Below are 15,039 nucleotides of genomic sequence, written 5' to 3'. Positions count from 1 at the left end.
AAAAGATTACGTTAACAATCAAAATTGCTGAGGCGGGTGACAAGGACTTTGAGACGCTTGCGGGGCAAAAAAAATTAAGGCTAGAAGTTACATCTAGCCTTAATTTCATGAAATAAGCTGGTGACAAGACTCGAACTTGCGACAGGCTGATTACAAATCAGCTACTCTACCAACTGAGTTACACCAGCAGTGAAAATTAATATAGCAAACTTATCGCCATTAGCGCAACCCCCTCAGCAAACTTTTTTGCAAATTCGCCCAAAACCTCTTCCGGTAAGGGCAGAACCGGAATTATCGTCTCCTGGGCGCACCCCGAGATCAGAAACCGGGTTTCTTCCGATATTTCTCGTCACTCAACCCAAATTTTTCGTAGAAACCCGGTTTCTAGCCCCTGTGGGTAAGTCGCGTGGTGGGGGCGGGTTTATCTAGATTGTTAATGGGAATTATAGATTGTTGGTGAACCCGCCCGTACAAGTATTGTGGTTAATTAGCGGATAGGATCTGAAAACAGCCAACAGCCAACAGCCAACTGCCAACTGCCAACTGCCTAATCGCAACACCAAATCTTAATTGTCTCATCCGCGCTGCCGCTGGCTAGCAAATTGCCCGAAGGTGCGATCGCCACCGAGTATACCGTACCCGAATGTCCCTCAAGAGTGCTCAACAGCTCCCCCGTCTGCAAACTCCAAATATTAATCTTATTATCATCGCAGCCGCTAGCCAAAGTCAAACCGTCCCTACTGATAGCAACCGAATCGCCCCGACTTACATAATTCCGCAAAATATGCACAGCCTCATTCATCCCTAAATTCGCTACACCCTTTCGCTTCGCAGAATTAGAATTTAAGATCCGCAACAAACTGCCCGTGTGCAAATTCCGCAGCTTAATCGTATAATCATTGCTGACGCTAGCCAGAATTTGACCGTCCGGCGCGATCGCCACAGAATTCACCCCAACATTCAAACCCGAAAGAGTCCGCAGCAACTTACCGCTTTCCACATCCCAAACCTTGCTCGTCGCATCCGAACTCCCGCTCGCCAATATCTTACCATCCGGGCTAAAAACCACCGCATTCACATTGTCTGAATGACCCCTCAAAGTCCGCAGCAACTCACCAGTTCGCAAATTCCACAGCTTAATCGTATTATCAGCCCCGCCGCAGCTAGCAATTATCTGCCCCTTCGGATTGATCGCCACCGAATTCACCTCCATAGAATGTCCTGGAAAAGTACACAATAGATCGCCATTGTACAAATTCCAAAACTTAATTGTTTCGTCCGAACTGCCGCTGACCAACATTTTTCCGTCATAGCTAATAGCAACCGAATTTACGCGATCGGAATGTCCCGTCAAAGTGCCAACTAATTCCCTTGTTTCTAAATTCCAAATCTTAATAGTTTTATCCCAACTGCCACTAGCCAGAATTTCGCCATCAGGACTAATCGCCAGAGAATTCACAAACGATGAATGTCCCGGCAGCGTGTAAGCGCACCGCCATTTCAGATTTTTTAATTTGTGAGCGAACTCCTTCGCCCGCTTTGATTTCGCCTCAGCTTCCTGTCTGCTTTTTAGTGCCTCCTCCTCCAAACGCTTGCGTTCCGCCCTAGCTTTCGCCTCTCGCAGTGCTAACCGCCGCATCTCTCCCTTATAGGTTATTCGCTGCTGCTCCTGAATTTCTTTAAGAGTTTCCATATACGGTAGGGCCCAATCTTGAGAAAACCATTCCTGAGCAAATTCCGCCTCTAAATTAAATAGCTGAGGTTCGTGAGTAAAATCTATTTTTAAATAATACAAATCCGCTAAAAAAGCCGCCAGCAACTTATGAATTGTCACAATTATTTGCCGAATAATCCGCAGTCTCACCTTTTCATCTTTCCCCTCGGCTTCCAACTGGTGATAAACTTCTTCCCAATTCCAAGGCTGCATCGCCACTAGGGAAACATTCTGATTGATGATTCCCCAAAAACCGACATGAAAATTAACTTCATAATCGCTGATGTCGCTGTACAATATAGCGGTTGGCACGGGAGACAAAACAGTCTGCAACCGCTCCACATCAATATCAGAAATAGGGTTTTTGAAATAATCTCCGTAAAACTGAACTGGAGAGGATTCTCCGTGCTGGGGGTAGTGCTGGTTCAAAAAAGTTCTCAACTTAGCCGGCAGCTCGATATTCAGATTGTGGCGAAACGAATCCGGGCAATCTTGGCTAATTTTGGCCGGAGCAACTAACAACAGCAATCGGTGCTGCTGCTGCTGCAAAATCTGTTCAGTTTCCTGCCTGCTCAAATTGGAAAACCAGTTGTCCCTGTCCCAAATAATTTGAATTTCGTTCAGCTTAACTCGAATTGCTTCTGATTGAATCTCCCGCATTAACTCGCGGCCAAGCCGACTAATAGTCCGCTGATCTCTCAATTCTTCCGCCCTAATTCGATTGGCGCGTTCTTCCTTTACCTTTTCTTCTTCTATGCTGGCGATCGCAATTAACTCTTGTTCTCGGGCCTGCTGCCGCTGCAAATACTTCACTTGTGCTTTAGTCCAGCGGGGGTCTTTTTTGATTTGCTGGTTCAAAGCAGAAGAACCAGACGGCTCAATTTCTGCATAGCGTTCGTTGACAGCGCTTGCTCCCAATCTTTCTCCCAATTCGCAGGCTACAGGTTTCAACAGTTCAATTAGGGTATCTGAGACGGGGCGAGGTAATACCATTTTAGATTTTAGATTTTAGATTTTAGATTGTCTGAGATTTCCGATTTTAGATAATCTATTAAATTTTAGATTGTCTTTCTTAAATAACTTATGAGATTTTAGATTGTCAATTGTAGAGGAGTTATTCGATGTATTGGAGATGTCTGACAATCGAATCAATTTCCTAACGAGATTTACTTGGCAGGCTGCGATCGGATTCCCCCCACGACGCGAAAGCCCCTAAAAAACACTATCTAGAGTCGATCGCCCTTTCTCCGAAACTCGCAACTCCAGCCTTTGACCTTTGAGGTCTCGCCCAGGTTTACAGCCTCAGCAGCTTAACTTAACAATGTTTATATTCTTTACATTTTACTGCGAATCCAGGCGTACAGCACCGGGCAACTAGGCTAAGAGACGCCCGATCGACCTTTTTTTTTACCAATTTTTTTTGCTTATTGCCATTTCGCTCGCCCTTGTCTATAATCGTACTTCACCACCATAATTACGGTATCCCGACCTAATAACCGTACTTTAGTAAAGGAACAAATATAATGAGCCCGTGGCAACACCTAACTCAACAATTTCACCGACCACAACAGCTACCAATTAGCCAAAATCGATCGCTGACTGCACTTAAAAGATTTGTGTCGCTATTTGTAGTAGGAATAACTTTAAGTTTGGCAATTGTATCCTGCCAGCAGGGAACCCCAACAAACCCAGCAGCCAACAAAGGCAAAGTAGAATTAACCCTCGTTTCCTTCGCCGTCACCAAAGCAGCCCACGAAGCGATAATTCCCAAATTTGTAGAAAAGTGGCAAAAAGAAAAAGGACAAACCGTCACCTTCAGCCAAAGTTACGGCGGTTCCGGTTCCCAAACCAGAGCAGTAATTGACGGATTAGAAGCAGACATCGTACACCTAGCCCTCGCCCTCGACACCGCCAAAATCGAGAAAGCCGGACTCATCCAACCAGGCTGGGAAAAAGAAGTTCCCAGCGAAGGTATCGTCAGCAAATCCGTAGCAGCAATAGTCACCCGCGAAGGCAATCCCAAAGGCATTAAAACCTGGGAAGATTTAAGCAAAGACGGAGTTAAATTGATCACCGCCGATCCCAAAACCTCAGGCGTTGCTCGCTGGAATTTCCTAGCACTTTGGGGTTCGGTAATTAAAACCGGAGGAGACGACACCAAAGCATTAGAGTTTACCACCAAAGTCTACAAAAATGTTCCGATTCTGACTAAAGATGCCCGCGAAGCTATGGATGCTTTTTTTAAACAAGGCCAAGGCGACGCCTTAATAAATTACGAAAACGAAGTTATTTTAGTAGCTGAGAAAGGCGAAAAACCGAGTTATATTATTCCCGATGTGAATGTGTCGATCGACAATCCCGTTGCGATCGTCGATAAAAACGTGGACAAACACGGCACTCGCGAAGTCGCCGAAGCCTTTGTCAAGTATCTGTACACTCCAGAAGCCCAGCGAGAATTTGCCAAAGCAGGATTTCGCCCAGTAGATGAGACAGTCGCCAAAGAAGCAGAATTTGCCCAAAAATATCCCGCCGTCAAAACCCTATTTACAGCTAAAGATTTGGGAGGTTGGGGAGAAATTCAGAAGAAATTCTTTGATGACGGAGCCGCGTTTGACAAAATCCAAGGATCGATTAAACGCTAATTCCCGAATTACCCGCTCGTAGTGAGGACTTCAGTCCTCTCCAAACGGTTCGATCGTTCGGACTTCAGTCCTCCCCAAAATATTAGCTTTTCAAGGACTTGCATTCCTTACTACAAACGAAGAAATACTCAAACCTAAATGGCAGTATCATCTCCAGCAACCAACCCTCAATCTGCGATCGCCAATATCAAAAGAGCGATCGGCAAAATCACACTACCTTGGGGAATCACCATCGGCTACCTCAGCCTAATGCTATTTCTGCCAGTCACAGCCATGCTGCTAAAAGCCAGCACAGCAAACCCCGGCGAATTTTGGAAAATTGCCACAAGCCCGATCGCCCTTTCCGCCTACGATGTCACCTTCGTCACATCATTAATCGCAGCCCTAATCAACGGAGTCTTCGGCACATTAATAGCCTGGGTATTAGTCCGCTACGACTTTCCCTTAAAACGCATTGTCGATGCAGCAGTCGATTTACCCTTTGCGCTACCAACATCCGTTGCAGGTTTAACCCTCGCCACAGTTTACAGCGATAACGGCTGGATCGGTTCGCTATTTGCACCATTAGGAATCAAGATATCATTCACTCGCTTGGGCGTAGGCGTAGCCATGATCTTTATATCCTTACCCTTCATCGTGCGAACTGTACAGCCAGTTTTACACGAAATGGAAAAAGACATCGAAGAAGCAGCTTGGTGCTTGGGTGCTTCTCAATTTCAAACCTTTTGGCGAGTAGTTTTACCGCCGCTCTTTCCGTCAATTTTAACCGGAGTTGCCCTCGGATTTTCCCGAGCCGTTGGCGAGTACGGTTCGACGGTAATTGTAGCAGCCAACGTACCGTTTAAAGATTTAATTGCACCTGTTTTGATTTTCCAAAGATTGGAACAGTACGACTATGCAGGAGCCACAGTAATCGGCACTGTCATGTTAGGTATTTCCCTAGCAATGCTGTTCACAATTAATATTTTACAAGCCTGGAGGAGACGCTATGACGGCTGAGATCAATTTATCTAAAAATTACACAGTTCCGCCAGCGGGTTCGTCGCGGGGCAAAGAAAAAGCCTGGGTAAAGCCAACTTTGATCGGAATTGCGATCGGCTATCTCGGCCTCGTCTTATTTATCCCAACCCTCAACGTTTTTTACCAAGCATTCAAAAAGGGAGTCGAGCCATTTTTCGCCAACTTAACCTCACCAGATTTTCTATCAGCAGCACAACTTACCCTGCTGATAGCTCTGATAGTTGTACCTATAAACACAGTATTTGGTTTGTGTGCAGCTTGGGTAATCGGCCGCAATAAATTTCCCGGACGCACCCTATTAATCACCATTTTAGACGTGCCGTTTGCCATCTCTCCCGTAGTCGCAGGTTTAATGATTGTACTGCTTTACGGTCGGCTGGGATGGTTCGGCCCGTGGCTGGAAACTGCTGGAATTAAGATTATATTTGCTTTCCCAGGAATGGTGCTAGCTACTGCTTTTGTCACTCTACCTTTTGTTGCCCGCGAAGTGATTCCTGTTTTAGAAGAAGTGGGAACCGATCAAGAAGAAGCGGCGAAAACTTTGGGAGCAAATGATTGGCAAATCTTCTGGAATGTGACGCTGCCGAATATTCGCTGGGGCTTACTTTACGGTGTGATTTTGACAAATGCTAGAGCAATGGGAGAATTTGGAGCTGTTTCTGTGGTATCGGGAAATATTGCTAAAAAAACCCAAACTTTGCCTTTATTTGTCGAGGATGCTTACAAGCAGTACGCGACGCAAGCAGCATTTTCCGCTGCGGTAGTTCTCGGTTTTTTAGCTGTTGTTACTCTCGTGGTTAAGGAGATTTTGGAACGGAAAACTAGCATTAAGGAAGTTGACAGTTGACAGTTGACAGTTGACAGTTGACAGTTGACAGTTGACAGTTGACAGTTGACAGTTGACAGTTGACAGTTGATACCGCAGTTTCGATCGCCCTAAATCCCGCTTCTTAAGGGAGACTTTGAGAATACTCCTGCCCCCCTCTTGTTAAGGAGGGTTAGGGTGGATCGAAGGGCTAATCGTCAAGCAGTAGTACGTTATCCCTGAAAAAAAACAGACATTAGGAGGCCACAATGTTAAACCAGAACAATAGCGAACCTGAATTTGAGTCGATCGACAATTTCCACCAAACTCAACAATCAGACATACCGCACACTGAGTCAGGAGACAGCAGATTAACTCAAACCCGCATTCGCATTCGCATTCCCAAACAATACCATCAGGAACCTGTTATCTCTAACCTGATTTCGGAACACGGTTTAAAGGTGAATTTTAATGCAGCTGAATCAATCCCAAATCGAAAATCTAAAATCCTCTCTTCCCCCGAATTTATCCGTGGGGTTAATCTAAAATCTAAAATCTAAAATCTAAAATCGATTGACGGTTGGTTTGATTTGGAACTTAACGGTACAAGTCAACAAATTGAAAGTGCTCTGATTTATCTGAATGATTTAGATGTGGAAATCTGGAGCAATTCCAATCATCCCGATGAAGAAACTTGGTAATTGGCGATCGATCCAGGCTGTACAGGCTCGCGCAGCCGTGTTGGTTATTAGTCAAAAGCTAAAAACGAATAACTTTGGCATCAATACCCTAAAAAATAACATCAGATTGTAACTAATGGCGAGCGATCGCCATTAGTTATTTTTTGCTTGACATTTATGACAATACGTTGTACTCGTTCGAGTCTAATGACATTAAAAACTGAGTACAAGCTTGACTCAAATATTTTTGTAAAAGCCGGAACAACAGCCCCCTTGAAAACTTCTACACAATCAAACTAACTTCAGTATATCCTATAGGGAGCACAAAAAAAACGTTTTGTCAATCTTCCAGGTAGGTGAAAGTTAGGGGCGATCGTCTTCGAGAGCTTCGCCAACGACAAAATCTACCCTAAAATTAAGATATCTCGCTGCTGCGTTTGGTTTGTGCTATGAATTTAATGTGTGTGTGTACCAGAGGAATTTAATCATGGAACTCTATAAAGAACGGAAACACCAGATAGTTTTTGCGGATTCACAAGTTAAAGATTGCGAAAGTTTAACAAAAACCGCGAATTCCGATACAGAAGTTATTATTCTCAAGGCCGATCGCGACGGCATCAAGCAAATCGCCGAAACACTTAAAGAGCGAAAAAACATTGCAGCCGTCCACATTTTGTCTCACGGCGCAGCAGCCAGCCTGCAACTGGGAACCACAGAACTCAATCTCAGCAACATTGAAACCTACCGCAATTATTTAGAAAAATGGTTTGCTTTGCCAGCAGCCGAAGCAAACTCGAAGTCTTCAACTACTTTTGCTAAACCCGAAATTCTGCTTTACGGTTGCAACGTCGCCGCCACAGAAGCCGGTGTCGCCTTCGTCGAAAGGCTGAGCCAGCTCACGGGGGCAAATATTGCCGCATCCGATAACTTGACCGGCAGTGCAGCCTTGGGCGGAGACTGGGAACTGGAAGTAACTACGGGGAAAATAGAAACACCTTTAGCATTTTCCCAAGAGGCGAGGGAAGCTTATAGCGGCGTGTTAGGAACTTTTAGCGTCACCAACTTTAACGAACTGCGCGATGCCATCTTGACAGCTAATGCTGTCAACGATCCAGATACGATTACCCTCACCGGCAACATCACCCTAGCAGCCGGACAGGTTCTGCCCAGGATTTCCAACCCCATCACTTTTACGGGTGGGGGTTTTGGTTTAAATTTCGGTAATAACCGGGGCTTTTTGATCGACAGTGGCGCTACACCAGTCACATTTTTTAACCTGACAATTGCGGGCGGTCGCTCTGTAGGCGCTGCCGGTACAGGCGGTGGCGGCGGTGCAGCCGGCATGGGCGGTGCACTATTTATTAACAGCGGGGCTGTCACAATTAACAATGTCACCTTTAGTGGCAACAGCGCTGTGGGCGGCGCGGGCAGCGCGGCTCCCGTTGCTCCAGCAGTAGCAGGCGCGGGCGGTAACACCGATTTTGCAGCTCTGTTTCCCTTTGTCACCGCAGGTGGGCCGGGTCTAACTGGTCTTCCTGGCTTGGCAAGCATCGGCGCTGCTGGCGGCCCCGGCGGTACGGGTGGCAATGGTGGCCCTGGTAGTGGCGGATTACAAGGTACTGGTCTTAACGGCGGCCCCGGTGGTGCTGGCGGCCCCGGTGGTGCTGGTACCGGCGGTACTAACGGCGGAGTTGGTGGTATCGGTGGCCCAGGTGGCATTGGCGGCCTGGGTGGCGGTGGCGGTGGCGGTGGTGCTGGTGGCGCTGGTGGCGTCGCCGGCACTGGCGCGGCAGGTTTACCAGGTGCTGGCGGTGTTGGTGGTGCTGGCGGCTTCGGTGGTGGCGGCGGTGGCGGCGGTGTTGGCGGCAACGGCGGCGCTGGCGGCTTCGGTGGCGGTGGCGGTCGCGGTACAGTAGGTGGAGCCAGCGCTGTTGTCGGAGCTTTCGCTCCCGGCGGTGTCGGCAGCGCAGCCGGCGGCGGTGGCGGTGCTGGTTTGGGCGGCGCAATTTTTGTGAATGCTGGCAGTTTGACCCTGAACAACAGCACTTTCTTCAGCAACACAGCCACGGGCGGCGCTGCTGGCGGTGCTCTCGCTACACCCGGCCAGGGCGCAGGGGCCGCGATTTTTGTTAACAGCGGCGCTACTGCAACTCTGACTAACAACACGATTACTGCTAACAGTGCTACTGCGACTGCTCCTGCTATTGCTGTCGGCGGGGGTATTGCTACTAACGGCGGTGCTGTGAATGTCAGAAATACTATTGTTGCTGGCAATACGGGCGGCGCGAGTCCTGATGTGTTCGGAACATCTTTCGCCGCCGCCAGTAGCAACAATTTGATCGGAAGTGTTGTCGGTAGCAATTTACCTGCTACCCAGCAACTGGCGGCGACTGTTCCTCTAGCCAATGTGATCGCACCTACCGCAGCACTGAACCAGGCTACAGGCGTTCCCCTGACTTATGCTTTGGCTGATAGCACTGCGACAGTGATTAATCCGGCGATCGATGGCGGAGATGTGGCGGCTGGGGCGGCTGCTGGCGCGACTGACGAGCGGGGTACTGGCTTTCCTCGGACGATCGGCGCTGCTGTTGATATCGGTGCCTACGAGTACGGCCCGATCGTCACAGGCGTCAAATACAACGACCTTAACGGTGACGGCGTTCGGCAGGCGGCTGAACCCGGTCTCCCAGGTTGGGTAATTTCTGTAGGCACGAAGAGCGCTACCACCGCAGCCGACGGCTCTTACACCCTCCGCGACGTAAAAACAAATACTGCGATTACAGAAGCCCCGCCCGCTGGAACGCCTCCCACTGCTTGGGTGCAGACTGTCGGCCCGACTCCGCCCTCTACAGGTATTGTGAATGTCACCGGCGCCAACTTCGGTAATTTCCAAAAAACTACGATCGCGGGCAAAACCTTCAGCGACCTCGCAGGCAACGGTTTCACTCCCGACGACACCGTATTAGCTGGCGTCGTAGTCAATCTCTACAAAGACACCAACGGCGACGGCATATTCCAAGCCGCCACAGATACAGTTGTCGGCACTCCGCAAACGACTACGGCAACAGGAGATTACAGCTTCGCGGACATCGGCCCGGGCAAGTACCTGATACAAGCCACTCCCCCAGCCAACTCCAGCATCTCTTTCCCCGCTGGCGCAATTCCGGCTATTCCGGTTACTACCCAAAGCGGTCTTGCCGTCACCGGGCAGAACTTTGGCATCTTCAAAAACATCACTATCACAGGTCAGAAGTTCAACGACCTCAACGGGAATGGGGTCAAAGAGGGGACCGAACCAGGATTAGAAGGCTGGAAAATCTTACTAGAACCACAGACCTTTATCGGCACAGCAGTACCGCGATCGACTACCACTGATGCCTCTGGGAATTACACCTTTACTGACGTTGGCGCTGGTACATTCCTCCTGCGGGAAGAGCAAAAGACTGGTTGGCAGCAAACTTTCCCTGTTCCCCCAGCGGCCACGAGGCTTACTACCGCAAGTGGCGTTAACATTGCCAACACCACCACCCTTCCTACCAACTTCGGGAACTTCCAGGTTGGCAAGATCAGCGGGATCAAATTTAACGATCGCAACAAAAATGGTGTCCAAGATGCTGGCGAACCAGCGCTAGCAGGCTGGAGAATCTACCTAGATGCCAACAACAACGGCACGCTAGAGCCAACCGAAACCGCTACTGTTACCGATATCACCGGTAAGTACCAGTTCAACGACTTGCCATTCGCCACCTACAACGTCCGGGAATTAGTAGAACCAGGCTGGACGCAAATCGCCCCCGCAGCCAGCGCCACCGCGCCTACCCTTCCAGGTGCGTATACTATCCCTCTCACCAGCGGTCAAGACTCCCAAAACAACAACTTCGGCAACTTCTTCGAGGCGAGCACGATCAGCGGTCAAAAATTCAATGACCTCAACAACAACGGTGCTAAGGATGCTGGGGAACCGGGCCTACAAAACTGGCAAATCTTCGTAGACACGAACAAAGATGGAGTGTTCCAACAGGGCGAATTGACTACCATCACGGATAAGGATGGCAACTACACTATCACCGACGTACCCGCAGGTACTTTCCAGGTAAGGGAAGTCCAGCAAACCGGCTGGACGCTGACAACCGCGCTCCCTGCCGACGTTATTATAGCTCAAGCCGGAGAAAAACCCACGGGCATTGACTTCGGCAACTTCCTGCCCCAACCGGGCACGATCCGCGGTCTGAAGTTCCAAGACAACAACAAGAATGGCGTTCAGGATGCCGGAGAACCGGGTTTACCCAATGTCCAAATTCTGTTAACCAAAGTCGTAGCTCCCACCCCAGGAGCTCCTGCTGCTGTTCCTGTTACTACTACCACAGACAACAGCGGCAACTACGTGTTCGCGAACCTAGCGCCGGCAACCTACCGCGTCCGGGAAACCCCGCCAATAGGTTTCACTCAAACCAGCCCCAACCCCGCCGACATCGTGCTGGCTTCGGGCGCTATTGTCAGCGGCATCAACTTCGGGAATTCCATTACAACACCGACGCCACCGACGCCGACGCCGACATCGACGCAGCCGACACCGACACCGCCGGCAAGGATAGAACCGACACCTTCACCTGCACCGACGCCGCTGCCGACACCTGCACCGACGCCTGCACCGACGCCGCTGCCGACACCTGCACCAACACCTGCACCGACTCCGACGCCAACACCTGAACCGACTCCGACACCAGAACCGACGCCGACACCGACGCCGACACCTGTAGGGACAGATTTGGTTTGTCCCGATCCCTTCCCCAGGGTTACCCCTCCGAATCTGCCCCCCAGTCCTTCGCGCAACGGTGTCATCAACGGTACTAACGGCGACGATACCCTCGTGGGCAGTGCCAATGTTGACTCTATCTTCGGGTTAGGCGGCGGCGATTTGATCTTCGGCCAAGAGGGCGGCGATTACATCAATGGCAATACCGGCAACGATACTATCTACGGTGGTAAAGATAGCAATACTATCTTTGGTGGTAAAGGCTTTGACCTGATTTTTGGCGATCGAGCTAACGATACTCTTTACGGCAATCGGGGCAACGACTCAGTAAGCGGCGACGACGGCGATGACGTATTGTACGGCGGCAAAGGCGACGACGTGCTATTGGGAGAAGCCGGCGACGACGTGCTATTGGGCGATCAAGGTAATGACACTCTCTGCGGTGGCGACGGTAACAATACCTTACTGGGCGGCAGCGGCGATGATATACTCTTTGGTGGCACCGGCGATGACTTGCTGTTTGGCGGCATTGGCAATGATACTCTGATCGCTAACGGCAACCGACAAGACTTTGTATTGGCAGCGATTCAGGGAATTGACACGATTATCAACTTTAGACCAGAATCTGATTCGATCCAGTTGGTGGGAGGCTTGGACTTCAATCAACTGTTGTTAACCGAAACTAACGGCTCAACTGCGATCGCGATCGCCAGCACCAACCAGACTTTGGCTATATTGGCGGGCGTTGTCCCCAACCGGTTAGCGGCAAGCAGTTTTAACGTGCTGGTGGTTTAATCTGTAGTCCTTAGTAGGCATTGGTTTCAACTTAACGTCAAACGTAGTGCCTGTCTGGCGATCGGGGCCAGATCCCCCCTAGCCCCCCTTCTTAAGGGGGGGACAGGATTTTTCTCAAAGTCCCCCTTCTTAAGGGGGATTTAGGGGGATCGACGCTCAGGGTAAACGAGAGATACAAAGGTTTTCGGGGTTAAGTTGACACTAATGCTATGTAGGATGCGTACTTCGCGCACCCTACTATTACCCGGACAATCAGGATGAGGGGAACGAAATTCCGTTCCCCTTTTTTGCTTAAATTTGTTGGAGATATTTCAGCAAGTCGGCCATTTCTTGCGGGCTCGGCTGAAACTGTGGCATTGGTGGGGTTCGCCCGCTGGTGACTTGGCGGATCAGCTCGAATTCGGATTTGCGCTCTGAAACTCGGTGCAAGTTGGGCCCAACTTGAGTCTCTCCGACGGATATGTGACACCCCGCACAGTTCATTTGAAAGATGGCGGAACCCTGAAACTGGTCGCCAGCAAGGGACAGCACGCTTTTGACGTAGGGATCGGCAACTTGAAACTGACGAATTGTCATCGTCGCCAACATGATCGCAAGCAACAGCGCGATCGCAAATATGAGCAGTCGCTCGATCGGGTTTTTAATTTCATTCGTGGCAATTTGGTGATTCAAAGGAGTGCAATTTTAAAATAGTATCTACAAGAAAATTTATTTCTCATCACATAGCTTAATCGTTTCCAGCGGGGATATCAAGATCACAGACCCCCAGAACTCCCAAGAATGGGAAAATTCATCTGTCTCAGTGCTGGTAATATTAAAAATAGATTGTTAAATCTTAACGTTAAGGAGCTCTCATGGTAGAACCGCTGCTTTCAGGTATTGTTCTGGGTTTAATCTTTGTTACTCTGGCTGGGCTGTTTTTTGCTGCTTACCAGCAATACAAGCGGGGCGATCAGTTGGGTATCAACAAGTAAAAGGGCCTAAGTCCCTCGGTGAAGCGGAGGGAGGAGATGGAGGAGAGGGGGAGAGGGGGAGAGGGGGAGATTGGAAAAATCTTTCTTCTTTCTTCTTCAGTCTTGCTTCTGTCAACTGTCAACTCTTGGGAGCATCTCAGTTTTGCATTTACAGTGCGAGCATCCCCGCTGGCGTATTTTACAATACGCGAGCGGGACGCTCGCACTACAAGAAAAAAAATGCTTTTTACAAAACTGAGATGCTCCCCAACTCTTCCCTCTTTCCTCTTCCAACTGTCAACTGTCAACTGTCAACTGTCAACTGTCAACTGTATCGATCGAGAATAGCAGCAGTTTCCACGCCTGTCTTTTCCCAGCTAAACTGTTTTGATCGGGCCAAACCGAGTTCCCGCAAGTGCGATCGAGCTTTGGTATCTATTGCCAGCTCGTGCATAGCAGAGGCTATTTCTGCGACGCTGTACGGATTGACTAACGATGCTGCGTCCCCCCCGACTTCGGGCATCGAAGATAGGTTAGAAGTGATGACAGGAGTGCCACAGGCCATTGCTTCGAGCACCGGCAGACCGAATCCTTCCCAAAGACTGGGGAATACAAGGGCGATCGCCCGGTTGATGACTTTCGGCAAATCAGCCGCGGGGAGGTAATTTAGGAATTTTACGCGATCGGACAATCCCAATTCTTGAACCTGGGCCTTCAGCAGCGGCGTATAGCGTTTATCTTCCGATCCCGTTATCCACAATTCGTACTCGGAATTATTAGGTAAAGCCGCAAACGCTGCTACAACTCGCTGGACGTTTTTATGGGGATTGTGGCGGCCCATATACAGGAAATAATTGCTAGTTGGTAAGTCTAGAAACTTAAAAAAACTGGTATCGTAGCCGGGAAAAATTCGTGTAATTAAAGAACTTGGAATCTTACAAAAATTAGTAATATCATTGGCGGTTGACTCGGAATCGCAGATGATATGTTCAGCCTGCCGCAATACTTGGGGAATGTAGTAACGGTGATAAACCGCCAAAGGATCGAAGCGGCGGGGAAATCGTAGGGCTATTAGGTCATGTACTGTAATTATATACCGACAACCTGCAAATAGAGGAGCTTCTGGAATTGGGGAAAATAACAGGTTAGATTTTAGCTGTTTGTAAATTTTGGGGATTTGGGTTTGTGTCCACAGCAATCGGTTGATGTGTCCTCTGCTTCCTTGTTCTGGTGTGAGGTTGGCTGGGATTTCGTAGCAGTTGTTATCGGGAAATTTTTGGGCGGTGAGTAAGGTTGGGTTGAGGGTTTTTAGGTGGGGAAATAGGTTTTTGGCGTAGATGGCTAATCCGGTTGGTTCGGAAATTAGGAAGGAGAGATTAATTAGTAGGTTGGATTGGGGATTTGGCATAGAATAATATGAGGATTGCGGTTTTTTGATTGGAATTTTTTTTGATTAACCGCAGAGGGCGCAGAGGGCGCGGAGAGAGGAAAGAGAGAGACGCAGGATTGAGAGATATTGTTGTAAGATTTATGAGGATTGCGGTTTTTGGTTGGGATTTTTTTTGATTAACCGCAGAGGGCGCAGAGGGCGCGGAGAGAGGAAATAGAGAGAGAGGCAGGATTGAGAGATATTGTTGTAAGATTTATGAGGATTGCGGTTTTTGGTTGGGATTT

8 protein-coding genes, 1 tRNA gene and 1 pseudogene are annotated in these 15,039 nt (G+C 49.0%); 6 read left to right on the top strand and 4 right to left on the bottom strand.

The window, feature by feature from the left end; genetic code table 11:
* Positions 1 to 115: 115 nt before the first annotated feature.
* Both JGK07_RS17195 and JGK07_RS17190 read right to left on the bottom strand, forming a co-directional pair.
* A tRNA-Thr gene (locus JGK07_RS17195) sits at positions 116 to 188 on the bottom strand.
* Between the two features lie 359 nt (positions 189 to 547).
* Entirely contained in the window at positions 548 to 2,707 is a 2,160-nt protein-coding gene (locus JGK07_RS17190) for a serine/threonine protein kinase (RefSeq protein WP_293186029.1), read from the bottom strand.
* A gap of 530 nt (positions 2,708 to 3,237) precedes the next feature.
* Here JGK07_RS17190 and JGK07_RS17185 point away from each other — a divergent pair.
* The 5 genes and pseudogenes from JGK07_RS17185 (at position 3,238) to JGK07_RS17165 (ending at position 12,412) form a co-directional block, all read left to right on the top strand.
* Positions 3,238 to 4,356, top strand: a complete 1,119-nt coding sequence (locus tag JGK07_RS17185; RefSeq protein ID WP_293193277.1) for a sulfate ABC transporter substrate-binding protein — start codon at positions 3,238 to 3,240, stop codon at positions 4,354 to 4,356.
* A gap of 138 nt (positions 4,357 to 4,494) precedes the next feature.
* Positions 4,495 to 5,355 carry a sulfate ABC transporter permease subunit CysT gene (gene cysT, locus JGK07_RS17180; protein ID WP_293186033.1) on the top strand — a complete coding sequence of 287 codons (861 nt, stop codon included), beginning with the start codon at positions 4,495 to 4,497 and terminating at the stop codon, positions 5,353 to 5,355.
* Complete coding sequence (gene cysW, locus JGK07_RS17175; RefSeq protein ID WP_293203530.1) at positions 5,345 to 6,223, top strand: sulfate ABC transporter permease subunit CysW; 879 nt, start codon at positions 5,345 to 5,347, stop codon at positions 6,221 to 6,223. The genes cysT and cysW overlap by 11 nt, the downstream gene beginning before the upstream one ends.
* Before the next feature lie 227 nt (positions 6,224 to 6,450).
* Positions 6,451 to 6,882 (top strand): annotated as a pseudogene (locus JGK07_RS17170) (NIL domain-containing protein).
* Between the two features lie 466 nt (positions 6,883 to 7,348).
* Positions 7,349 to 12,412, top strand: a complete 5,064-nt coding sequence (locus JGK07_RS17165; RefSeq protein ID WP_293225056.1) for an SdrD B-like domain-containing protein — start codon at positions 7,349 to 7,351, stop codon at positions 12,410 to 12,412.
* 291 nt (positions 12,413 to 12,703) lie between these two features.
* On the opposite strand, the gene JGK07_RS17160 is transcribed toward JGK07_RS17165, so the two are convergent.
* On the bottom strand, positions 12,704 to 13,084 hold the full coding sequence (locus JGK07_RS17160; RefSeq protein ID WP_293182882.1) for a cytochrome c: 381 nt from the start codon (positions 13,082 to 13,084) through the stop codon (positions 12,704 to 12,706).
* 182 nt (positions 13,085 to 13,266) lie between these two features.
* Here JGK07_RS17160 and petG point away from each other — a divergent pair, with 182 nt between their 5' ends.
* Positions 13,267 to 13,386 carry a cytochrome b6-f complex subunit V gene (gene petG, locus JGK07_RS17155; protein ID WP_006632329.1) on the top strand — a complete coding sequence of 40 codons (120 nt, stop codon included), beginning with the start codon at positions 13,267 to 13,269 and terminating at the stop codon, positions 13,384 to 13,386.
* 304 nt (positions 13,387 to 13,690) lie between these two features.
* On the opposite strand, the gene JGK07_RS17150 is transcribed toward petG, so the two are convergent.
* On the bottom strand, positions 13,691 to 14,773 hold the full coding sequence (locus tag JGK07_RS17150) for a glycosyltransferase family 1 protein (RefSeq protein WP_293182884.1): 1,083 nt from the start codon (positions 14,771 to 14,773) through the stop codon (positions 13,691 to 13,693).
* Between the last annotated feature and the right edge of the window lie 266 nt (positions 14,774 to 15,039).

Source organism: Microcoleus sp. PH2017_24_DOB_U_A, from assembly GCF_020738205.1.
Lineage (GTDB): Bacteria > Cyanobacteriota > Cyanobacteriia > Cyanobacteriales > Microcoleaceae > Microcoleus.
The sequence above is the reverse complement of the archived record's forward strand: the minus strand, read 5'-3'. Positions and strand labels throughout refer to the sequence as shown.

Bases quoted from the DNA above. Each gene is read 5' to 3' on its own strand.
- JGK07_RS17190 (WP_293186029.1), bottom strand. From the start codon at position 2,707: ATGGTATTACCTCGCCCCGTCTCAGATACCCTAATTGAACTGTTGAAA.
- JGK07_RS17185 (WP_293193277.1), top strand. From the start codon at position 3,238: ATGAGCCCGTGGCAACACCTAACTCAACAATTTCACCGACCACAACAG.
- cysT (WP_293186033.1), top strand. From the start codon at position 4,495: ATGGCAGTATCATCTCCAGCAACCAACCCTCAATCTGCGATCGCCAAT.
- cysW (WP_293203530.1), top strand. From the start codon at position 5,345: ATGACGGCTGAGATCAATTTATCTAAAAATTACACAGTTCCGCCAGCG.
- JGK07_RS17165 (WP_293225056.1), top strand. From the start codon at position 7,349: ATGGAACTCTATAAAGAACGGAAACACCAGATAGTTTTTGCGGATTCA.
- petG (WP_006632329.1), top strand. From the start codon at position 13,267: ATGGTAGAACCGCTGCTTTCAGGTATTGTTCTGGGTTTAATCTTTGTT.
- JGK07_RS17150 (WP_293182884.1), bottom strand. From the start codon at position 14,773: ATGCCAAATCCCCAATCCAACCTACTAATTAATCTCTCCTTCCTAATT.